19 protein-coding genes are annotated in these 23,604 nt (G+C 40.7%); 6 read left to right on the plus strand and 13 right to left on the minus strand.

Translation table 11 applies throughout. The features are described from left to right. Positions 1 to 81 precede the first annotated feature (81 nt). From C1721_RS16130 to C1721_RS13945, 3 genes are all read right to left on the minus strand, one after another. The gene (locus C1721_RS16130) at positions 82 to 240 is read right to left on the minus strand and encodes a hypothetical protein (RefSeq protein ID WP_159063594.1); all 159 of its coding nucleotides are present in this window, start codon (positions 238 to 240) and stop codon (positions 82 to 84) included. 66 nt (positions 241 to 306) lie between these two features. Beyond that, positions 307 to 1,224 carry a DMT family transporter gene (locus C1721_RS13940; RefSeq protein ID WP_102408824.1) on the minus strand — a complete coding sequence of 306 codons (918 nt, stop codon included), beginning with the start codon at positions 1,222 to 1,224 and terminating at the stop codon, positions 307 to 309. A 15-nt stretch (positions 1,225 to 1,239) separates the two neighbouring features. Beyond that, on the minus strand, positions 1,240 to 2,466 hold the full coding sequence (locus C1721_RS13945; RefSeq protein WP_102408825.1) for an MFS transporter: 1,227 nt from the start codon (positions 2,464 to 2,466) through the stop codon (positions 1,240 to 1,242). Between the two features lie 220 nt (positions 2,467 to 2,686). On the opposite strand from C1721_RS13945, the gene gad reads away from it, so the two are divergent. Both gad and glsA read left to right on the plus strand, forming a co-directional pair. After that, the gene (gad, locus tag C1721_RS13950; RefSeq protein ID WP_102408826.1) at positions 2,687 to 4,129 is read left to right on the plus strand and encodes a glutamate decarboxylase; all 1,443 of its coding nucleotides are present in this window, start codon (positions 2,687 to 2,689) and stop codon (positions 4,127 to 4,129) included. 7 nt (positions 4,130 to 4,136) lie between these two features. Beyond that, positions 4,137 to 5,099, plus strand: coding sequence for a glutaminase A (gene glsA, locus C1721_RS13955; RefSeq protein ID WP_102408827.1), 963 nt, complete (start codon positions 4,137 to 4,139; stop codon positions 5,097 to 5,099). A 195-nt stretch (positions 5,100 to 5,294) separates the two neighbouring features. Here the strand turns inward: glsA and C1721_RS13960 are convergent, their stop codons facing one another. Continuing rightward, positions 5,295 to 6,056, minus strand: coding sequence for a potassium channel family protein (locus C1721_RS13960; RefSeq protein ID WP_102408828.1), 762 nt, complete (start codon positions 6,054 to 6,056; stop codon positions 5,295 to 5,297). A gap of 194 nt (positions 6,057 to 6,250) precedes the next feature. On the opposite strand from C1721_RS13960, the gene gadC reads away from it, so the two are divergent. Next, the gene (gene gadC / locus C1721_RS13965; RefSeq protein ID WP_102408829.1) at positions 6,251 to 7,753 is read left to right on the plus strand and encodes a glutamine/gamma-aminobutyrate antiporter GadC; all 1,503 of its coding nucleotides are present in this window, start codon (positions 6,251 to 6,253) and stop codon (positions 7,751 to 7,753) included. A gap of 87 nt (positions 7,754 to 7,840) precedes the next feature. Here the strand turns inward: gadC and C1721_RS13970 are convergent, their stop codons facing one another. The 8 genes from C1721_RS13970 to C1721_RS14005 form a co-directional block, all read right to left on the minus strand. Next, entirely contained in the window at positions 7,841 to 9,226 is a 1,386-nt protein-coding gene (locus C1721_RS13970) for a putative oxidoreductase C-terminal domain-containing protein (RefSeq protein WP_102409503.1), read from the minus strand. Between the two features lie 22 nt (positions 9,227 to 9,248). Further along, positions 9,249 to 10,253 (minus strand): Gfo/Idh/MocA family protein, encoded by a 1,005-nt coding sequence (locus C1721_RS13975; RefSeq protein ID WP_102408830.1) that lies wholly within the window; start codon positions 10,251 to 10,253, stop codon positions 9,249 to 9,251. Positions 10,254 to 10,319: 66 nt separating this feature from the next. Then, on the minus strand, positions 10,320 to 11,099 hold the full coding sequence (locus tag C1721_RS13980) for a glucosamine-6-phosphate deaminase (RefSeq protein ID WP_102408831.1): 780 nt from the start codon (positions 11,097 to 11,099) through the stop codon (positions 10,320 to 10,322). Positions 11,100 to 11,105: 6 nt separating this feature from the next. Then, entirely contained in the window at positions 11,106 to 12,290 is a 1,185-nt protein-coding gene (nagA, locus tag C1721_RS13985) for an N-acetylglucosamine-6-phosphate deacetylase (RefSeq protein WP_102408832.1), read from the minus strand. A gap of 7 nt (positions 12,291 to 12,297) precedes the next feature. After that, entirely contained in the window at positions 12,298 to 13,632 is a 1,335-nt protein-coding gene (locus tag C1721_RS13990) for a sugar MFS transporter (protein ID WP_102408833.1), read from the minus strand. Between the two features lie 40 nt (positions 13,633 to 13,672). Beyond that, on the minus strand, positions 13,673 to 15,013 hold the full coding sequence (locus tag C1721_RS13995) for a Gfo/Idh/MocA family protein (RefSeq protein ID WP_102408834.1): 1,341 nt from the start codon (positions 15,011 to 15,013) through the stop codon (positions 13,673 to 13,675). Between the two features lie 29 nt (positions 15,014 to 15,042). After that, positions 15,043 to 17,376, minus strand: coding sequence for a glucuronyl esterase domain-containing protein (locus tag C1721_RS14000; protein ID WP_102408835.1), 2,334 nt, complete (start codon positions 17,374 to 17,376; stop codon positions 15,043 to 15,045). 97 nt (positions 17,377 to 17,473) lie between these two features. Further along, the gene (locus tag C1721_RS14005; RefSeq protein ID WP_102408836.1) at positions 17,474 to 18,646 is read right to left on the minus strand and encodes an AraC family transcriptional regulator; all 1,173 of its coding nucleotides are present in this window, start codon (positions 18,644 to 18,646) and stop codon (positions 17,474 to 17,476) included. Between the two features lie 98 nt (positions 18,647 to 18,744). On the opposite strand from C1721_RS14005, the gene C1721_RS14010 reads away from it, so the two are divergent. The 3 genes from C1721_RS14010 to C1721_RS14020 all read left to right on the plus strand — a co-directional run bounded on the left by C1721_RS14010 (position 18,745) and on the right by C1721_RS14020 (position 22,832). Beyond that, positions 18,745 to 20,307, plus strand: coding sequence for a DUF4435 domain-containing protein (locus tag C1721_RS14010; protein ID WP_102408837.1), 1,563 nt, complete (start codon positions 18,745 to 18,747; stop codon positions 20,305 to 20,307). A 94-nt stretch (positions 20,308 to 20,401) separates the two neighbouring features. After that, positions 20,402 to 22,171 (plus strand): ArnT family glycosyltransferase, encoded by a 1,770-nt coding sequence (locus C1721_RS14015; protein ID WP_102408838.1) that lies wholly within the window; start codon positions 20,402 to 20,404, stop codon positions 22,169 to 22,171. Positions 22,172 to 22,202: 31 nt separating this feature from the next. Continuing rightward, entirely contained in the window at positions 22,203 to 22,832 is a 630-nt protein-coding gene (locus C1721_RS14020; RefSeq protein WP_102408839.1) for an HAD family hydrolase, read from the plus strand. Between the two features lie 253 nt (positions 22,833 to 23,085). Here the strand turns inward: C1721_RS14020 and C1721_RS14025 are convergent, their stop codons facing one another. Continuing rightward, positions 23,086 to 23,571 (minus strand): porin family protein, encoded by a 486-nt coding sequence (locus C1721_RS14025; RefSeq protein ID WP_102408840.1) that lies wholly within the window; start codon positions 23,569 to 23,571, stop codon positions 23,086 to 23,088. Between the last annotated feature and the right edge of the window lie 33 nt (positions 23,572 to 23,604).

Consider the following 23,604-nt stretch of genomic DNA (forward strand, 5'->3'; position numbering starts at 1 on the left):
TATAAAAATGATCCCGATGATTTTTATAAATCATCGAGACCATTTTTCCAAATCATCGGGATGATTCCACTTTTTCCGTTTTTACGTCGATTGCCCAGTCGACGGCTTTTTTACCGGTTCGTCCGGTAAACGTACAGTCGTTACCCGTACAGAATATACAATCGACAACTTATCATTAACCGGCTCCGCCAGAGCCAACCGATATTTCATAATTTTTCGTCTTGCCTTTTCTCTATTCATAGCATTGTCGTTTTACAGTTAATACTAAAACTGTAACATCTCTGCATATACGATTGGTTGAAGGCTTTAAGAAACATTTGCAGCTTTTCGTTCTTTTCCCTCGGCGATCTCAACAAAGTAGACACCGGCACAGATGAACAAAATAGCAATTGTCTGCGTCCAGCTAAAACGATCTTGCCCGATCAGTAGAGAAGCCACCGTAGCAACGATCAATATCAAATAACCATAAATAGCAACCAACGTCGTACTCAGGTATTTCAATCCAACCGGTACAAGCAGATACGTCAATACAGTAGGAAATATCAAAACAAACATCAATACGGCAAACGGCCACCACTGAAAAGCATCCGTAAACAGTTTTGCCTCAAAACCATAGGCAGGCAATACCAGCAAACTGGAGAATGCCGCTCCCGTAAAGGTATATTTCAACATCGTCATTACGCCCACATTCTTCAATATCTGTTTGCTCAACACCAAATAAATAGCATAAAACACCGAACTGGCCAGACATAGCATATTTCCATTGAACGCATCCGCAGCCAGATCGTCACTTTTCTGCGTAAGGATACAGACCAACGCGCCGGCCAATCCTACAGCAATACCAATTACCTTCATCATGCTTATTTTCTCTTTATAAAAAATCACCATAATGACAAATACCCAAATTGGCTGCAAACTAGAAAATATGGAACTTGATATTGGTGTTGTCTTACTTAATCCTACCAGGTATAGAAACATAAATCCATAGATTCCCACCGCTCCCAAAAGGAAAAGCAATACTTTCTCACGTGTCGTAGAAGATTCCCGCCCGGTAAACAGGCCGATTATCCAAAAGGCTACCGCCGCAAATACGCACCGCAGAGATGCCCCCGTAAGCGGACTTATCCACAGAGGCAACAAATACTTCAAGGCATTCATATTTAAACCACTGAATGTCTTGGCAATAACCATACAGATATTAGCTTCCGTTTTTTTATTCTTCACTGTCGTTATTTAGTTTTATAGTTTATCATTGAATAAAAAAGAATCCTGTTTCATGTATGCCCATACCGCTGCCGCTATGGCAATACACATATTAAAAATGAATGCAAACTGTTGCGACTTTACATGCAACATTGACTGGAAAAAATCTATTATAAACGGGCAGAGCAAGATAGCCAGATAGTTCATCGACATAACAAATGCTAGTGCCAGCGTCACCTTGCGCGGGATGGCAGTACGGGTGGTTTTGTCGTAAGCAATCGGCTGGATAATACCATATCCGATGCCGGCAAGAATACACCCCAGCCCTATCAACCACTCCGTTCGAGTGACAACAATAAGAGCCATTCCCACAGCTATACTCAGCATGCTGTAAAACTTTGTTTTCTTTTTAAGCAGGCCAACTATCTGGTTCAGGAAAAATCCGGGCGCCATGATAGCGAGAAAGAACAAGGAGATCATCAAACCAGAATTACCACTGTTGAACTTATATTCCTTCATCAAAAAAGGAAGGTTAAAACTCACGATAATCACCAAATAAGTAGACAACCCATAGAACAACATAATCTGTACCAGTTTCTTTATATCCACCCCGAATTTTCCCTGTATAACAGATGTTTCGTCTTCCTGCAGATTCATTTCAGACCGCGTAGGAATCTTCTTTTTCTCCTGTTCCATATTATTTTTCAGATAGAAAGACAAAACAATGGATACCACCGGAAGCAGATACACAGCAAAAGGCAAATGCCAGTTTATCTCAGCCAGATATCCCGTTACGATAGTGGCTAATACCAGCGTAACATTCGTAATGGCCGAGCTCAAGCCGAACTGTTCCGTACGGTAAGGTCCGATAAAGAACTTGGAAATAAGTCCGGTAGACAACGGAACAATCAGCCCCGATCCTACTCCCATTAACGCGCTTACTGCAATAAGCTGCCACATCTTGTTGGACAATAAATACAGCACACCACTTAATGCAAATATTACCAATCCCGATTGCAATAAGATGATAGTGTTCACTTTCTCGTTCAGCTTCCCCGACAAGATGATAAAAGGGATAATCAATAACGAGGGTAATGACGAAAGCATCTGTATATCCAGTTCGGTAGACTGGGGAAAGATAACCGACAACTTTCCAAGTATGGGAGATACCGCCAATCCCGGCAACGCGTTCAATGCCGATATAGACCATATTCCTATTAATATGATAAGAGGGATACTCCCCTGACCTGTTTGTATTCTCATACGATTCGTTTTATATTTTACCAAAACAAATCATATCTGACGAAAGTTTACACTACAACAGTCTTTCAGTCATCATCTTCGCATCCCTAACTAAAAAACACGAAATTATGTAAACGGCCGGAACATTCCGATTAAGTATCTGTTTTGGCATAAACGCTCGATGAATGGTAACTACTTCGTCGGACAAAACTAGAGTATTAACATCAAAAACTAGAAAAAAATGAAAGACGCAAATTTCAGAAATGGTGATGCCAAGACGGCAATCTTCGGTTCCGAAGCAATGTTGAATCCTGCTCCTGTAGACAAAATTCCAGATGGCCCTACTACCCCGGAAATTGCCTACCAAATGGTAAAAGACGAAACTTTCGCACAGACTCAACCTCGTTTAAACCTTGCCACATTCGTAACAACCTATATGGATGATTACGCAACCAAATTAATGAATGAAGCAATCAACATTAACTACATCGACGAGACAGAATACCCTCGCATTGCCGTTATGAATGCTAAATGTATCAACATTATGGCTAATCTGTGGAATTCTCCCGATCCTGAAAAATGGAAAACAGGAGCTCTCGCCATTGGTTCTTCCGAGGCATGTATGCTTGGAGGTGTGGCAGCATGGTTACGTTGGCGCAAAAAGAGATTGGCACAGGGAAAACCGGTTGACAAGCCAAATTTCGTTATATCTACCGGATTCCAGGTAGTTTGGGAAAAGTTTGCACAACTTTGGCAAATCGAAATGCGTCAGGTACCTCTTACGTTAGACAAAACTACGCTTGATCCGGAAGAGGCTCTTAAAATGTGTGACGAAAATACCATCTGTATCGTACCTATCCAAGGTGTTACGTGGACAGGTTTGAATGATGACGTAGAAGCCCTTGATAAAGCGCTAGATGCTTACAATGCAAAAACAGGTTTTGATATTCCTATCCATGTAGATGCAGCCAGTGGCGGATTTATCCTTCCATTCCTGAACCCCGAACAAAAATGGGACTTCCGTTTGAAATGGGTATTGTCCATCAGTACCTCCGGACACAAGTTCGGACTTGTTTATCCCGGTTTAGGTTGGGTTGTATGGAAAGGCAAAGAATATTTACCCGATGAAATGTCATTCAGCGTAAACTATCTGGGTGCAAATATTACACAGGTAGGACTGAATTTCTCACGTCCGGCCGCTCAAATATTGGGTCAATACTATCAATTCATCCGTTTAGGCTTTGAAGGCTACAAACAAATACAGTATAACTGTATGGAGATTTCAAAATACATCCACCAGGAAATCGGAAAGATGGCACCATTCGTAAACTACAGTGAAGATGTAGTGAACCCATTGTTTATATGGTACCTGAAACCGGAATATGCGCATACTGCCAAATGGACTCTTTACGATTTGCAAGACAAACTACAGCAAAGCGGATGGATGGTTCCAGCCTATACCTTACCAAAGAATTTGGATGATTATGTAGTTATGCGTGTAGTGGTACGTCAGGGATTCAGCCGCGATATGGCCGATATGTTGCTGGGTGATATCAAGAATGCTATTACCGACCTTGAAAAGCTGGAATATCCGACTCCTACCCGTATTGCACAGGATAAGAATGTTCCTGTAAAAGGTAAAGTCTTTACACATACTGCCGTCTGCAACGCTAAAAAGAAGTAATTAAAGTATGGAGAAGAAGATAACTATATCACAACTGCAAGAGGTAGCTGCTCAGGCACACGAACAGTTCAAAGACAATACAGACGGTAAAAATGCCGATTATATTCCTTACCTCGCCAATATAAATCCAAATCTGTTTGGTATCAGCATTTGCTTGCTAAACGGACAGGTAATCGAGATTGGCGACACTTCGTATCGTTTCGGAATAGAATCCGTGTCGAAAGTACACACAGCCATTCTTGTATTACGCCAGTATGGTGCCGAAAAGCTCCTGAAAATGATAGGTGCAGACGCTACAGGATTGCCCTTTAATTCAATTATTGCTATCTTGCTGGAAAATGACCATCCTTCCACCCCTCTGGTGAATGCCGGAGCTATTACTGCATGCAGTATGGTAGAACCGATTGGCGATTCAGGCAAAAAATGGGATGCTATCGTGTCTAATATCACCGATTTGTGTGGCAGTGCGCCGCAGTTAATCGACGAGTTGTATAAATCGGAAAGTGAAACAAACTTCAACAACCGCTCCATAGCCTGGCTGTTGAAGAATTACAACCGGATTTACGATGATCCGGATATGTCACTCGATCTCTACACCCGTCAATGTTCGCTCGGCATTACTGCCAAACAGCTTTCGGTAGCTGCCGCCACAATTGCCAACAGAGGTATGAATCCTGTTACCCAAAGACAGATATTCGACCCCGAACTGTCGCCTAAAATTACATCGCTTATCTCCACTGTCGGGTTCTATGAACGTACCGGCGACTGGCTTTACACCTCCGGTATACCTGCCAAGACTGGTGTAGGCGGTGGTGTAATGGGTGTCTTGCCCGGTGTAATGGGTATATCGGCTTTTGCACCTCCATTGGATGAATCGGGCAACTCCGTAAAGGCGCAGCTTGCCATAAAGTACATCATGAACAAGCTTGGGCTGAATGTATTCAACGGTGAGGGCGTAGCCATTGAGTAAACCATAACTAGTGACCTGTAGCCCCGTCGACAGACGCAGGCTACATATACAGCGCAGATGCGCGCAGATTTATGCAATAGAGAAATTCCTTTGGGAACGATTAGGCATACCTCCGCACCGTCTGCGCTCTTTATGTATACCTATCTACAGCTACTCTGTTATCCTAAGGACTGTCGAAGGCTTGTAATTTTTGCGTTATTTTTCAGAATCCGGCGACTTGGTGGTGACTGATACCGTTTTTTCAGCTGATTGCGAGTTGTAATACTCTACTTTATCTTTGTTAGCTTTCTGTACGATACTTGTAACATATACTGTGAAGATTGGAAACATCATCATGCCCAACGCAGCAAGTACAACAGAAAGAATCCGTCCTGTAGTGGTAACAGCTATAATGTTAGACCCTACAGTAGTGACGTCCATAAAGGCCCACCAAAGTGCATCCCCATAATTATTCACTCCGCTGTTTACTTTATGCTCTAATACAAAGAAGATAAGGCTAGCAAAATATACCGTAGCAAACAACATCGTGACGTAAGAGATAAATAAACCGGATGCACGGTTGTACGACAGCCAACCTACCACGATGGCAAGTGCATAGCCGCCTCTAACGAGCGGAACAAAACGAAGAAAGTAATTTACCTCATCTGAAAAGTCTATATGGTAATAACTGATAATATTTTGGTAAGGTATGGCTACCAGAAAGAAGATAAAATGGGTACGGAGGTAACGCATTTTGTCTTTTGATAAGAAAAATTCCAAAAAGAAGTCGAACAGGAAGAAAAGACAGATGTACAATTGTATTTTCTTGTATGAACTCTGTGTGTAAAACGGGATATTCTTAAATGTATCCACTGAAATACTGATCACCAGGAAAAGTGAAAGCAAGAGGATCATGATGTGGAGTATTCCATATATCCCTTTCTTACGCAGGACGAAATCGTAGACGGCCATTTTCATCTTATTATTCTGTTTTATATGTGAACGATTGAGTTTAGAACAACAAAATGCGAAAGGGAATTGTTTCAAAGGGCTATTTGTTAATTAACCAAGTTTCACAGGGAGATACTGAAACATCTGTAATGGTCTATTGTTATAACGACAGACTTAACGCAAAGTGAGCAGTTAGATTCACTTTATAAAAACATAAATCTATGGCAAATATCAACAAAACAGTGAAGTTGGGAGTGTTTACTCTCGCAATTATGAACGTAACGGCGGTTGTTTCTCTGCGTGGACTGCCTGCCGAAGCTGTCTATGGACTAAGCTCGGCGTTCTACTACTTATTCGCGGCTATTGTGTTCCTTATACCAACCTCTTTGGTTGCGGCGGAGTTGGCTGCGATGTTTCAAGATAAACAAGGCGGAGTGTTCCGCTGGGTTGGTGAGGCTTACGGAAAGAAGTGGGGCTTCCTGGCCATCTGGGTGCAGTGGATAGAAAGTACTATCTGGTATCCTACAGTACTTACTTTCGGTGCAGTATCCATTGCTTTTATCGGGATGAATGATGCGCACGACATGGTACTGGCTTCAAATAAAATGTATACGCTGGCAGTAGTGCTTATTATCTATTGGTTGGCAACGTTTATCTCATTAAAAGGTTTGAGTTGGGTAGGTAAAGTGGCTAAAGTGGGTGGTATAGTAGGTACTATTCTTCCGGCAGCGTTGCTTATCATTCTGGGAATTGTTTATTTATCTATGGGCGGTCATTCAAACATGGATTTCAGCGGCAATTTCTTCCCGGACTTTTCCAAGTTCGATAATTTAGTGCTTGCATCCAGTATATTCTTGTTTTATGCAGGTATGGAAATGGGCGGTATCCATGTAAAGGATGTAGAGAATCCTTCTAAGAACTATCCGAAGGCTGTGTTTATCGGTGCTCTTATTACAGTGGTCATTTTTGTACTGGGAACGTTTGCATTGGGTGTTATCATTCCTGAAAAAGACATTAACCTGACACAGAGTTTGCTTGTGGGCTTCGACAATTACTTTAAATTTATCCATGCTTCCTGGTTGTCTCCTATCATTGCCATAGCGTTAGCTTTCGGTGTGCTTGCCGGTGTATTGACATGGGTTGCAGGTCCGTCTAAAGGTATTTTTACAGTGGGAAAAGCAGGTTACCTTCCTCCTTTCTTCCAGAAAACAAACAAGATAGGTGTTCAAAAGAATATTCTATTGGTACAGGGCTGTGCGGTTACTCTTCTGAGCTTGCTGTTCGTAGTAATGCCTTCGGTACAAAGTTTCTATCAGATATTGTCACAGCTTACGGTAATTCTTTATCTGGTGATGTATCTGTTAATGTTCTCCGGAGCTATCGCATTGCGTTATCGGATGAAGAAAGCTAACCGTCCGTTCCGTATCGGTAAACATGGTAACGGCCTGATGTGGTTTATTGGCGGGCTTGGATTCTGCGGATCATTGCTGGCATTTATTCTGAGCTTCATTCCACCAAGTCAGATTGCGGTGGGAAGTAACGCAGTTTGGTTTACTGTACTGATTATCGGAGCAATTATCGTTATTGCTGCCCCATTTGTAATCTATGCTTCCAAAAAACCTTCATGGGTGAGTAAAGATACTGAATTTGAGCCATTCCATTGGGAAACTAACAATAACACAGCCGTAACTGATACGACTGCTGAAACTCCCAAGGCTGAATAAACGATGACTTTTATATAACTGAAAAAGGGTGTATCCTCTCGGACGCACCCTTTTTTGATATAAAATGTACATAGGTAGTTTCAAGGACTATTCAGAGTCCTTCGCCATACTTAAGGCGGTTGTGGTCACATAATATTTCGTAAGCATATTGGGAATTTCCCATTCGGGAATATTCCCTTGATTCAAGTAACCCAGGTACTTCCTGATGACAGACGCGAAATGAGCTTCATGTCCGGCTTTGAAGTTATCGGGCACGATAATCTCCCAACGCTCTCCTTCATCGTTCAGTGACAGTCCGGGATACTCCGTCTGCAGGCTCTCAATAACCTTATCCAACAGCAGACGGTAAGTGGTTCTATTTATCTTGTTATTATTTGTAACGTATAGCTTGGGAACAAAACCTTGTTCTTCTCCTTGCAATATGGAGAGCGTACCCTGCGTACCTTTAATGATACACTTGTGGATATCGCCCGCACCTTTCGGAGCTTCAAAGTTCCAAATCACACTAATGTCGATATACTTTCCTTTCACATTGTAAAGGAATGATCCGTTTGCATAGACGTTCAGATCAGAACCGGAAACATACTTTTGCAGGAAATCCGGATATGTCTGATAGCCCGTGGACAAAGCGAATTGTTCCTTAGACAGAGTGGTAGGCCAATGCTTGGCATTAAGTATGCTGACATCGGTTTTATAATCAATGATCTGATCCGGGAAACATTTCCAATGAATCAAGTCGACCAAGTGGGTGGTGACGTCCACGATACCTTCGCCTTGCTGTTCTACATCGTAATACCATACAGGGCGAATCAGCGGACTCCCCGATACCACTTTATAAAAATGATGAACACTGGAAACGGATACTGCCGGTTCTTGTTCCGTACCATCGATAAGTTCGCCAAATACGTCCGGCGACTGCATCAGACGGCGCTGTATTTCACTCCATATATCATAACGCTCAGTCATGATGTCGTATAAAAGGACTCCGTTCTGTTCAGCAACCTGAAAAGCGTTCACCAGCTTGTCGAAGCTGGGTTTGTCTATCGCCATCGGTTTATCTGCCAAAACATTGAAACCTGCTTTAACGGATTTGAGGATATAGTCGGTTTTGTCACGATTATTACCGGCCAAGATAACGACATTGCCTTTCTTCTCCTTCAACATACGTTGTAGAAAATCGCTACCGCGATAGACTACTTCGTTCCAATGCGTGGGATTCACATCACGGTTATTGTAGGATTGGATAAGTTTCAGATGACTGTCCAACTCAGGTCCGTCGGGAGCATAAACATAGACGGTACTGTCTACCTGTGCCAATGCTTCCTTCTGCACCAGGGCCGCATGAAAGTGGCCGGGAGCCAAAGTTATCAGTTTTACCTCATCCTTTTGATCGGCGGTATTGTCTGTAGTCTTCTTCGATGCCGGATTACAGGCACACAGGAGGAACGACATCATATATAGTGCGTATTTCATAGATACGGGAATCTTTTTATCTTTAATATTTAGCAACAATTTTTGCAGCTTCATACCGGGCCTTATCATATACGGCCTGCATAGAAACAGGGCAACCACCCTGACGCTTGCTTTCGTTAGAAGCTTCCATAAAAGTAAAAATTTCAATGGTTTCTTCAGGAGCAACAGGGACTACCTTTGTCTTGAAAAAATTTACGATCTGAACTAACAGACATTCATAGCCGCTATATTCTCCAACCTGAACTTTACCACCTTCACAATAGGCTGTTCCACCATATGCATCTCTCCCCTGACGAATACCGCGGAAAGTACCAATGCGTCCGCCTTCCCATAAACCGACAACAACATCAGTACCTTTTGTCGACATGCGGGATACTTCCTGACAGCCTGTTCCCATAACGGTATAAAGGGTCTCAACACCGTGGATACCGTACCAGGCAAAGTCGGGATGAGATGGTTCGCCCGGAGCCGGAGAGCAGCAGTCTGCACCTATAATCTTTCCAAACTTTCCATTGCGCAAATCCTGATTCTGTGGAACAAAGCGCAAAGCGGAAGAAGAAAAGATGGGGACATTATATTTATCAGCCAACATAAAGATGGCAATAGCTTCTGTAAGATCAGCAGCAATAGGCTTGTCGATAAACATCGGTTTGCCGGCTTTCAGAACTTCGACAGCTTGTTCAAGATGGAGGTTTCCGTCGTTTGTTTCAAGCATAACGCAGTCTACTTTCTTAATCAAGTCTGCAATGGATTTCACTATCTCAACGCCATTCTCTTTGGCCTTATCAATGTATCCGGGGATACGTTTCTTGCTAACTTCAATTGTTTGAGATCCGTAAGGATAAGCGGCAACTATTTTAAAACCGGCAAACTCAGGTTTAGGATTTTCACTGTTCAGCATACCCATAAAAGCCGGTGAATGGGATGTATCCAACCCAATGATACCAACCTTTATTACTTGTTGTGCATAAGTCATTCCTATGGCTAAACATGCCAGAACTACGATGGATATAATTTTACGTCTCATATCATTTATTTTTTATTGATTCGACATTCTGTTTTGTGTATATCTTCATTATTCATACATCAAAGATCATGCAAAAACTTTCTCTTTGAGTTTGAGGAGAGATGCACTGTCTGCATCCAGGTACAATACGGCCCCATTCTTTTTCCGAAGGATAGACGCCGGACATTCTTCTGTAATAGCCCCATTGATGGTATTATACACAGCCTGAGCTTTTGTTGTAGCCGGTACGATACAATACATATGCGGCGCTGATGTCAACGCAGGGATAGTAAGTGTGAATGCTTGCTCCGGTACTTCGGATAAATCCTTAAAGCATCCGTCGTGTACTTGCTGCATCCGGCATTTATTATCCAAAGATACTACTTTTACCAATACAGGATCGTTAAAGTCTGCTACGTGTGGATCATTGAAAGCAATATGTCCGTTCTCTCCTATACCAAGGCAGACAATGTCTACCGGATATTTTTTCAGAAGTGCGGAGTATCGGTTGCATTCCTCGTCGGCAACGTCAGCCTGACCATTTATATAAGTCACACTCTTAAAAGGCACACGGGCAAAAAGTTTTTCCTTCAGGAAATTCCCGAATCCCTGTGGTGCGTCTTCCTTTAATCCAATGTATTCGTCCATGTGGAAAGCATTAATACGGTTCCATTCAATAGTGGTATCGGCAATCAATGCCCCTAAAAACTCATTTTGTGAAGGAGCGGCTGCAAATATCATATTGATTTCGTCCTTCTCTTGCAACAGGTTGTGTATGCATGCGGCAACATCTTTAGCCGCTTTAATTCCCATTTCTTGACGGGTAGGATATGCCTTAACCGTCAATTCTTCTTTTCTAAACTCCATTATATTTTAAATATTGTGTATTATATTCCCTGCGATTATTGTTGATCTTACATTTATATCTTCATCGAAAATGACAATATCGGCATCCATACCAACAGACAGAAAACCTTTCCTATCGTCTATTTTCAAAATACGGGCCGGAGTGGCTGTTATCATTTGAACAGCTTCCGGAAGTGGGACCTCTGCCAGTTGTACCATGGTTCTGACTAAACGATCGGCAGTGGCAACACTTCCGGCAAATGCTGTACGGTCCGGCAACTTCGCCACACCATCTTCTATAATAACGGACTGACCTCCTTCAAGACTACCCAAAATAGACGGACCATCAGGCATACCTGCCCCACGCATGGAATCAGTGACCAATGCGATTTTATCCGCTCCTTTGAACTTATAGACGAATTGAAGCAGACTTTTTGGTAAATGCACGCCATCGGCAATGATCTCTACCGTCATATCATCTATCATATATGCCGCTTCTACCACTCCTGCATAACGATACGCATTCCTACGTGTAATAGATGACATGCAGGAATACATATGAGTTATATGTGTAAAGCCTGCATCGAAAGCCTGTATGGCTTCTTCATATATAGCATCCGTATGAGCGATAGAAGGAAGGATATTCCGGGATGTCAATTCCCGTCCGAACTCCATGGCTCCGTCTAATTCCGGAGCCAAACTCCAACGGACGATGTCATTCGTGGCATTCAGTATCTCCATATATTCTTCCGGAGAAGGATTCCGAAGGTATTTCGGATCTTGTGCTCCCTTTTGGCTCAAAGCGAAATAAGGGCCTTCCAGATGTAAACCGAGGAAAGCAGCCCCTTTCTTATTCTGTTGTTTCGCATTGGTATAGACTTCAAACGTATGAAACAGTTCTTCATTTGTGCTGGTAAGCGTTGTGGGCAAAAGAGCTGTAGTGCCATGTTTAGCGTGCATTTCTGCCGCTCCCAGATAAGCTTCCAGTGTGGCATCCATGAAATCATATCCGCCGGCACCGTGAGTATGCATATCTATAAAACCCGGTGATACATAATTGTAAGCTGCATCAATAACCAGATCTTCCGGAGAAACAGAGCATTCGCCCTCTCCCAGCCCTACTATTTTCCCATCGGAACAAATCAGAAAACCATTCTTCATCACACCTTGGGGAAGAAGTAGTTTTGCATTCTTTATTATTGTTCGTTGCATATTTATTTTATTTCTTTTTAAACGACCATGACGTGATCTTATGTCCGTATAAGGCAAAGAAGATCAAATAAAGATAACAGGGAATCAATATCCAATAAGCTTCATGTATAGAGAACATATCTGCCAAATGTCCGTATGTTAACGGAAGTACGGCATTACCACACAACCCCATCACCAATAAAGAAGAACCGATTTTGGTGAAACGTCCTAATCCCTTAATTGAAAGAGGCCATATACCTGCATAAATTAATGAGTTAGGGAATCCCAATCCTACCAGAAACCAAATAGAAAGATTAGCCTCATGTCCAAACAGGGAAACATCAATATGGGGGAATAACGCGACTCCAAGTGACAAGATCAATCCTAAAATACAACAGAACTGGAAAGCACGCGTCTGCGATATATACTTAGGAATTAATATTATGCCTAGTAAATATCCGCAAATAGTAGCAGTCAGGGTATACGATGGAAATACTTTAGCTTCAAGTAAGTTTATTCCCATTGAATCGGCATAACCAATAATCGTATCTATTGCTATTACTTGAGTACCAACATGAAGGAACATGGCGAATGCGCCTAAAATTAAATATGGAAATTGAAATATGGAAGTATGTCCTCCTCCACCTACACTATCTTCTTCTTTATTTTCTTCTTCCTGGTTAATCTCCGGTAACACCGAATAACGAATGAATATACCTACTGCAAATAAGAATACACTCAAAACCGTATACGGCCAAATTACCCGGCGAATCAAACCATCAAGAACCAGATTCTTCTCTTCTTCTGTATAAAAACCAGCATCTAATTGGTCGAATATGGCAGCATCGCTTACTTTCAATATAACAGCTGCAAAAATAAGCGGAGCTATAATACCCGCAAACTTATTACAGATACCCATTATACTGATTCGTTTAGCTGCACTCTCTATCGGTCCAACAATTGTAATATAGGGATTGGCTGCTGCTTGTAATATTGTCAATCCGGTACCTATCGAGAAAAGGCCGACAAGAAAAACTACATAAGTACGCATTAATGCTGCCGGTACAAATAGCAATGCACCTGTCGCCATACAAAAGAAACCGTACATAATACCTTTCTTGAAACCAGCCCGCTTCAAAACGTAAGAAGCAGGTATAGACATTACCAGATAGGCTATATAAAAGGAAAATGTTACCAAATAAGATTGGAAATGTGTCAACTCACAAGCAATCCTGAAATACGGTATCAGGATTGCATTCACCCAAGATACAAATCCAAAGATAAAGAACATCATTCCAACAATAGCGATCGCCACATACATGGTTCGCTTCGAGTGAATCGGTGCAGTGTTTTCTACAGACATAATATTATTAAAGGTTTAATTTTATCTACAATTACAATGATCATAATTTCATTTCCCAACCCTTCTCATAGGTACGTCCCCAGTACTTGTTAGCTTCACAATCATTCAATATACGTCCGTTCTGATGATCTATATTTATTGAATGACCGGCACGCTGGGCAATGTTACCTAACTGTACAAGTAATGTACTTTTATGACCGGATAAAATATCGGCATTCAATGGAGCACCATTACGGATTCCGTCAAAAAAGTTCTGGATATGAAGAGCATCCAGTTGTTCCGCCGGATTCATTAAATTACGAGGATCAATAGCTATTTGGCTTTTTACATTTTTCACTACTTTGTCATCCAGATCGTAAATGGTATAGGCATTAGCACCTGTTATCAGCAGGCTACCCTTTTCACCATAAAACATAGCTCCTACAGAACTGCCTTCTACACCACGTCCATTACAACTACGGCCTTCCCATGTCATACATTTATTATTGCCAAATTCGATATTAACCATTTGGGTATCAGGAGTTTCCCAATCGTCTTTATAACAATAACGTCCACCTACAGAAGACACCATTGTAGGATAATCCAATTCCATACCCCAACGGAGAATATCTACCATATGCGTTCCATTATTTAAAGCTTCACCCGTGCCCCAACGCCAGAACCAATGCCAGTTATAATGAACAACATTATCTTTATATGCTACACGGGGAGCAGGACCTTGCCACAATTCCCAATCCAACCAATCGGGAACGGCAACTTCCTTGCCAATGCCAATAGACGGACGGTTATTCGTATACCAACTCTTTCCATAATAAACATTACCGATAATGCCGTTCTTCAATTCCCTTATAGCCTCTTGTACATTCGGCCATGAACGGCGCTGGTTACCCATCTGCAATAATCTGTTATACTTTTGAGCTCCACGAACTAATATTTCTCCTTCTTCCGGAGAATGACTACATGGTTTTTCCAGATATACGTCTTTTCCTGCCTGCATAGCCAGTAAGGCAGCCGGAGCATGCCAATGGTCCGGAGTTGCTATTACAACAGCGTCCAGATCTTTCGATTCCAGCATCTTGCGGAGGTCTTTATCCGTCTTCACTTTATTACCGGCTATCTTTTGAATAGCAGCAGCACATTTTTGTAAAGCACGGGAATCAACATCACATACATGGTTTACTTCGCAACCTTCTTGCTTGGCAAAATTAGAAGCCAAAGCAAATCCTCTGGAGTTAACACCAATAGCGCCGACTCTTAATTTGTTGTTTGCTCCAACAATGTTATTATAACTCTTGGCACTAAAGCCTTCCAATACACCACCAAAAGATATCATTGCCGTTCCAACGGCTGCCTTTTTAATAAAATTACGTCTTGTTGTCATGTTTTCCTGGTATTAATTATTATTACTTTTTACTTCATTTGTTGCCGGAAGAAATCGGCTATCTGATCTGCCATATCCCAGGATATTCTATTTATATCCATAGGTTTTTGTACATTAAATGACGATCTTCTCCCATATACATCATATAAAGAAGCGACAGCATCTATAGATTTCTGTACAGCCTTTTTATCTTCATACCGGTCTAGCGTAGGAGCAACAATCATTAGCGAACGAGGTGCTATGCAAGCCATAATCTCCGCATAGTCTACCGACACTTTAGCCGGTTCATCATTATACCAGCCTAAACGAGGAATGAATCCGTGTGCATCAGCATAGCTACGGATACTTTCATATTGCCTATTACTGGTTCGCCAAGGTGTAACAGAAGCAACTGCAGCAACACCGGAAACACGGGTATCTTGCGCCGCTGCAATCAAAGCCACTGTTCCTCCTATTGTATTACCTAAAATAAATATGTTTTTATTATCAAGGAAAGAGAATGCGTCTACAGCATCCACACAAGCTTTAACATCCTCAACCATTTTCCCCATTTTGCTCCATTGAGGAAACCTATCGTAAAAATATTGAGCTTCCAACATACGCGTACCAAAGCCAAACATGTCAATAGCCAATACAGCAAAACCTTTATTTATTAAATGCTGGAATAAATGACTATTGCCTCTACCTGTAAGGTCTTTATTATATCCTATAGCATATCCATGTGCATAAGAATAAGGATGCAGATAAATAATAACAGGTATTTTAGCATCATCAAATTTCTTCTTTTTAGGGACATATAAATTTCCACACAAGTGGTTACCCATAGCCGTATAAGGTGCAAGATGGATCACCTCTGCATCAGATACAGCCGGGCGTTTGGTTATCCATTCAATCCAATCTGTACGATAATCAGGAGCAGCTGCTATATTTACGGGCTTGACCTGAGGAGGTAGAGTTCCCAACAACCACTCAAGATTATACTGTATACGTTTCTTATCAGATATAAAACGTGTTGTATCCTTGTATTTAGATTGTAATACGACTGGAAGAATTTGATTCTTTACTTGTTTATCCTCCTGATGTGTCTTTGCCCACTGTTCAAAAGAATAATCAAAATAAAGGTTATTGTCCCATTGGTATTGTTTCCTTCCGAATTGTATATCCAGAAAATCCAAGCCCCTCTCTAAATCACGAGCCATAGCAGCATGTTCACCTAAACGGGCGTATACACCTATCTTATCTCCTGCGTGCAAGAAATTATAGACTTTCTTTACCGACTGATAACACTGCTCATTTGCCCACGGGTTCAATTGTTCTTCTATTAACGAATATTGAAACAATAATGGACGTGGAGCTATTAAAGAAATCATCAGGTTCTGATCTACCGGCAGTTTATCTTCCCGCCCAAAGAAAAAACGTAACCGGGGATGAAACCAATGAGCGGCATTAGCCGTTATATCATCCAATGTCTGATTACAATATTGCGGATCACTAAACCGCCAGGGAGTTATTCCTCCTGTACCGCAACTGCTGGTAATTACAGCCGTAATACGATCATCGAATGCCGCAGCCCACAATGATTGTTTACCATTGCGGGAATGACCGGTAATGGCAATTTTTTCTTTATCTACTTCCGGACGGGTATACAGATAATCTACCGCACGTGAAGCTCCCCAAGCTCTACGCATCAAACAGGTAAAATCATAATCCGGATATATTTCCTGATAGGCTTGCGTATCATCTTTATCATCAGCCGCAGCATATACACAAGCAATATATCCCCGTTCTACAGCTAATTGCGCCCAATTACGGTGAGTCCACTGCGTCATATAAACAGGAAGAGGCCGGCTTCCATCCGGAATCATCAGTTCCATCGTCATTTTAGCCTTATTAGAAGGTCCAAAACGCATCTCTACCATCTGAACAAGAACGTTACCCTCTCTATGTTCAGATATTATTTCAGATTGAAAAGACGATGGAGCAGAAGGACAATGACCGGATACCCAATATTGATATTTTTCTTTTATATCTTTTCTTTTATCCTGCCATTGGTCAACGGAAGTAATATTTATTTGCGTTCCATTCTTGTCTATCATCAATGGTTCCGGCAAGAATGGTTCAGATGGCATATTTTCAAAGTCAGGAGGAAGTTCTCCGGTACGGTGCAGCCAGTCGGCCCATGTACTGTCTTGAAGAGATATACGTCGGCTGATATTAGCCCGGTGGTCTTCCGGCACATTTATGGCTAATATTTCCTCCAAATACTGCTTTCTACGCTCTAACTCAGAAGGATTCTGAGCAAATAGCATAGTACTACTCATTATATAGAGTATAGTAAAAGCAGATATTGTTATTCTCCCCATTTTATTTCTATTTTACATATACCTTTTCAGTTATCAAAAATAGAACATTATTATTTCAAATTTTACTCAGAACACGCATCTATGACCTCATAAAACGTCATTTTTCCTCTTTTACTTTTGCAGGTTGATATTGCTTTCTATAATAAATAGGTGAAACGGACATATATTTACGAAATATTCTAAAAACATTTTTATAATCATCGAAACCTGCCATCAAAGCAATCTCTGCCAAAGGCTTGTCTGTAGTAACTAATAAATTGGCAAAACGCTTGATGCGATATTGCTGTATATATTGATAAATAGAAATCCCTGTTTCTTGCTTAAATTTCCTTTCCAACACCCTGCGGGATAACGGCAATTGCTTTATCAGGTCATTTACAGAAATAGGATGCATATAATTATCTTCTATATATTTAAATACCGTATTGATATTTTTATCCAAAACAGCATATTTCTCCGTAGATTTTCTATATTCTATCCGAATCGGATTAATTACAATATCCGTAGGTTCTGCAATTTCTTTATTAATCAATTTATGTAGCATTTGTGCAGCCCTGTAACCGCCATTTTCCACATCCAGCACAATAGATGATAAAGGAGGGTTGGATATATTACAAATCAGCTGGTCATTATCAACCCCCAATACAGTAACCTCATCCGGTATTTGGATATTACAAAGATTGCATGTCTCAGAAATTTGTAACGCAAACGAATCGTCACAAGCAAAAAGAGCGACCGGCTTTGGCAACGATTTCAACCATTCACCAAGCTCCAAAGGATTATATACCCACAGCTCTTTTTGTTGTTTATCTTCTTCAAAGAAACAAACAGAAAAGCCGGCTTCTTCCACTTTGCTTTTAAAACCTTGTCCTCTCTCCCGGCTCCAGATAGTATCGGAGAATCCATAGAAAGCGAAATTACGATACCCGCGCATTAAAAAGAAATCTGCGGCCATCACTCCGGTATTGAAATAATCACCGGTAAGATTAGAAACATCATCTGTACGGTCGTGATAATTCTGAACGATAATAGGAATATTCAGCTTTCGTAACTGCCCCACATCAATGTCTTCCAACTGGGCAATAATAGCATCTATTCTCCATTTCACTACCCATTCCATCACTCCTTTTTCGCCATACAGCATTTTATAATACAAAGGCATTTTGTAGAACACCCATGGTCCAAATTCATTTGAATATCGAACTATACCTTTTAACAAGCTTCTGCTATAGCCACTAGAAAAATCGGTTAACAATAATATTCTTGCCATATTCCAGTCATATCTTTATGGTCCAACGTAACAAAGATATTAAAAAATTATCTACTTTTGAGAAATGAATAATCTTATATAATAATATCAATAATACGATGGAGCTGACACTTCCTAAAAAATTAAATGCGTCTCAACCAATAACATTAGAAACAAAAGGACTTGTAGTTATTGGTGTAAACGGAGCTGGCAAAAGTTCTTTTGGTAAATGTTTGCTTGATCAATATGGGAGCTTAGCCAAGAAAATATCCGGAATACATGCCTTATTTATTAATAATAATGTAGAAGATCCCATCTCCGAGGAAGACAATGAGTTCTCGCGTCTGCAATCTATGATTACAGAAAGGCTTTTCATGCCGCGGCTTTCGGAATATGAAAAACTCATCCTGCATCTGCAAAGTGAAGAATTTGAAGCAGCAGTGAATTATAAAGAAGCGTGTAAAGTCAATCCGGATTTACTACCTCCTGTTACGAAGATCGACCGTATTCAGTCCATATGGGAAAAGATATTTCCCCATAATCGCCTGGTTCGTAAATCCGGATTTATAGAATTAGCTTCGGGCAGCCGCGACAGTGATTCGTACAAGGCGGAAAGAATGAGCGATGGTGAAAAGTTGGTATTTTATCTTATTGGAGCCGTATTATGCACTCCCCTCAACTCTTTATTGATTATTGAAGAACCGGAAACATTATTGCACAATTCCATCAAAAACTTATTATGGGATGAAATAGAAGCTATGCGTCCGGACTGCACATACGTTTATCTCACCCACGATATCGATTTCACAGCGTCCAGACCGGATAGTAAACGAATATGGATACGCTCATACGATGCCGATACCCGTATATGGGATTATGAATTAATAGAAAACAACGAAAGTTTTCCCGAAGAAGTATACATGGAAATATTAGGGAGTCGGAAACCTATACTTTTCATTGAAGGTACCGACACAAACAGTATAGACAGCCGTCTGTATCCCCTTATCTTTCCGGATTATATGGTAAAGCCGATGGGCGGATGCCAGAAAGTAATAGAAACAACCAAGGCTTTCGGACAACTAAAAGATTTCCATAACTTAGAAAGTAAAGGCATTGTAGACCGTGACCGTAGGACGCAGGGAGAAATCACATACTTGCGCGAACAGCATATCTTCGTGCCCAATGTAGCGGAAGTAGAGAACTTACTGATGCTGGAAGAGGTAATTAAAACTGTTGCGCACCGCTTAATGAAAGACCCGGAGAACGTATTCAATCAAGTAAAAGAAAACGTTGTCAAATTATTTGAAAAAGATTTAGAATCGCAAGTTATCCTTCATGCCAAACACCTTGTCCGGAAAAAACTGGAAACGACCGTAGACCGTAAAATAACCACCGTTGAACAGCTTGCCGAACATGTTGAAGGTATACAGCAAAACATCCATGTACAGGATATATACACAAATATAAAGAATGAATTCTCCTTATATGTTGAAACCGGAGACTATAAAAATATTCTCCGCGTATATAATCAGAAAGGCATGTTGCCTCAATGCAGGCTTTGCAACATTTGCGGCATTAGCAATAAAGAAAGTTATTTAAACCTTATCATCTCAATTCTTAAAGAGAATAAAGAAGATGCGGATGCAATACGCAGTGCCATTAAAGAATCTTTAGGAATATAAAAAGTTATCTCAAAGAGAAGGAAAAGTCCGCAAAAAGTAGTTCTTTTGTAACTTGTTTTTAATAAAGAACAGAGTAATATACCTAATTAAAAATATGAGAACACCTACTCTACAATATTTATACCTGCAAAAGCCGGTAACCATGATGGTAATAATTTGCATTATTTCCGTATTGCCATGGATTGGATTAGGAGACTTTTCAACAAAAGGAGAACCCAGGGAAGCGGCTGTTGCCGTATCCATGCTTGAAAGCGGGAACTGGATTTTGCCACAAGTATATGCCAACGACTTTGCCTATAAACCACCTATGGCGCATTGGTTGATGGCTGCCTTTTCTTATCCGCAAGGGTATGTGTCCGAATTCACATCGCGGCTGCCTTCCGCTTTAGCTTTTATCGTATTGATAGGGTTTACTTTGGTATTCTTCGGAAGACGTATTGTCAAATTTCAAGAAGCATTTATAGCCAATCTCTTATTAATAACCTGCGTAGAAATACACAGGGCGGCTATGACTACCCGTGTAGATATGCTGCTAACCACCTTTATTGTCATCGGTTTGTTCCAGCTATACAGGTGGGAAGACAAATTGGAATTAAAAGGGCTGCCTGTCATTATTCCCCTGTTATTAGGATGCGCTGTACTAACAAAAGGTCCGGTAGGTATCATACTTCCGTTATTTGTTTTCGGTGTTTACCTGCTTATATTGAATAAATACAGTTGGCTCACGATATTCAAATCATTATTATATATTGGGGTGTCATCCCTCTTCTTACCGTTACTATGGTACTTATCGGCATGGAAGCAAGGGGGTGACGATTTTTTTAATGTCGTGATGGCAGAAAACTTCGGACGTTTCTTCCACATTTCAACTCCTGCCATTAATTATGATTTAGGACATGAGAACGGAGTATGGTACAACTTCGGAACGCTGGCCGGAGGATTCATTCCTTGGACCATATTCTTTTTCTTTTCTTTATTCGGCCTGAAAATAAAAAAACCGTCCATGTCCTTCAAAGAGATACTTATAGATTGCTGGAAACGGATTCGTTCTATGGAGAAGGTACGGCTATTCAGTTTAGTAGCCTTAGTTTGCATCTTGTTCTTCTATTCGATACCGTCAAGCAAACGCAGTGTATATTTGATGCCCGCATATCCGTTTATCGCATTGTTTCTTGCTCAATATGCCCTTTATATTACCGAATACAGAACAAAGGTTACCCGTGTATTCGCGGCATTTTTAACGTCTGTGGTTTCAGTAGTAATCATCGCGATTCTTTTATCTATGACCGGATTGATTAATCCGGTTGCAATTGCGAAGCAATATTCTTCCAGCCAATCGGTGATATACAATGTAGAACTGGTAGCGAACCTGCTAAACTTCCGGGACGTACTGTCGTCATGTATCGTTTTAATTGTACTGCTTGCTATAGGTACGGTATACTACCAGATGTCTAAAAAAATAAACATCAAAATATTATACGCCACCATAGCCTTGACATTCACAGTCAATTTACTTATTGATGGAGTTATTATGCGTGGGATACGTTGCGGCAATTCATCCCGTCCTTTTGCTGAAAGAATAAGCAAAGAATATCCGTTGGATAATACAAATATGTTCGTAATGAACAATTTGAAAGAATATACAAACATGTACGGACTAAACTTCTATTTGGGCAACAGATTCCATAACTTTGAAATAAACCAACCGGAAACAGGTTACCTTTTGGCTACAGACAGAAGTTTAGAGAAGATACAAAAGAATTACGGAGACAAGTATATATTCAATATACTTACCTCCACCCAACAACCCATCGGCGAACTACGCCAGAATATGGTATTATGTAGTTTCACACGAAATGAATAATGTTTATTATCTCAATTCTTTAAATTGATAAATGAAGACTGCACTTTTTGATTTCGACGGGGTAATAGTAGATACAGAACCTATTTACGATATTTATTGGAATGAAGCCGCCTATCGGTACGGATTAAATATTGATAATTTTGCTTCCCTTATAAAAGGAACTACCCTACCTTATATACTGGACAAATACTTCGCCGATTGTTCTGAAACACTACGCCGAAGAGTTATTGACGAATCGAACGCGTATGAAAAGGAAATGCCCTTCCCTCCTATGCCCGGCTCTATTGAATTTTTACATACGCTTAAAGAACACGGCGTAAAGATGGGATTGGTTACAAGTTCCGATGACGTAAAGGTGAAGCGTGCTTTTAGCCTGCTCCATTTAGACAACATATTCGATACAATAGTAACTGCCGACCGCATAACAAAAGGGAAACCTGATCCTATGTGTTACCTTCTGGCTGCATCCGATCTGCATGAATCGCCCGATAACTGTTTAGTTTTCGAAGATTCTTTTGCAGGCATACAAGCTGGAACATCCGCAAATATGCGTGTTATAGGGTTAAGTACAACGAATCCGGAAGAAACAATAAAGGACAAAGTTTATAAAGTTATTCCAAATTTCGAGAACCTTACATTCGCCGATTACGCGAGCTGGTAACCGCTGAAAATAAAGCGATTAAGTACCCGTTTTAAAAGAGCTATCTTTTGAACATCAAAGTCCCGTCTTAACATTTCAAAAGTCAGCTCTTTTGAAGTCAAAAGTCCCGTCTTTTGAATGCAAAAGATATATCTTTTTAAAAGACTGTATTATAGCTGTTTACAAAGACCATAAAAGAAGACTGCATGGAACAAAAAATCCTTCTGAATAATTGAATATTCAGAAGGATTTCCAGTATAAGAACTTTTATTTATTAAAAATTATATCCTACGCGTACGCCTATCATTGGACGACTTAAATCTTTAATGACAAGATATTTCACTTCCAGCCCAACACTTAAATTATTTGTAGCGTATACTTCGCCACCCAAACCAATATTAGCACCAAAACGTGTCATATTGTGAGATAGTCCGTGTCCGACACTAACTTTCCAGAAAGACATGTCTAAACCGGCCAATGGATAAAAACCAAACATTTCACTCAGCTTCACCACATAATGAGCATTTACATCAATAGCCCAAGCACTTAAAGAGTTGTTCTTTACATGATAAGTAAGAGACGGGGCTATGCGGACATCATCCAATATGCAATACCGGTAATCAATTCCAACGGTTGCATTATCAATATCATCAAATCCATATCCAAGATTAAAACCAATGGATGATTTTCCCTGTTCTGTCTGAGCATAAGCACCTAAGCTTATAACAGCCAGCATAATCATGATTACAAATTTCTTCATACTTTTCCTTTTTAATTCAACATTTGTTCTACA

Origin of the sequence: Parabacteroides bouchesdurhonensis, assembly GCF_900186615.1 — a bacterium.
Taxonomy (GTDB): domain Bacteria; phylum Bacteroidota; class Bacteroidia; order Bacteroidales; family Tannerellaceae; genus Parabacteroides; species Parabacteroides bouchesdurhonensis.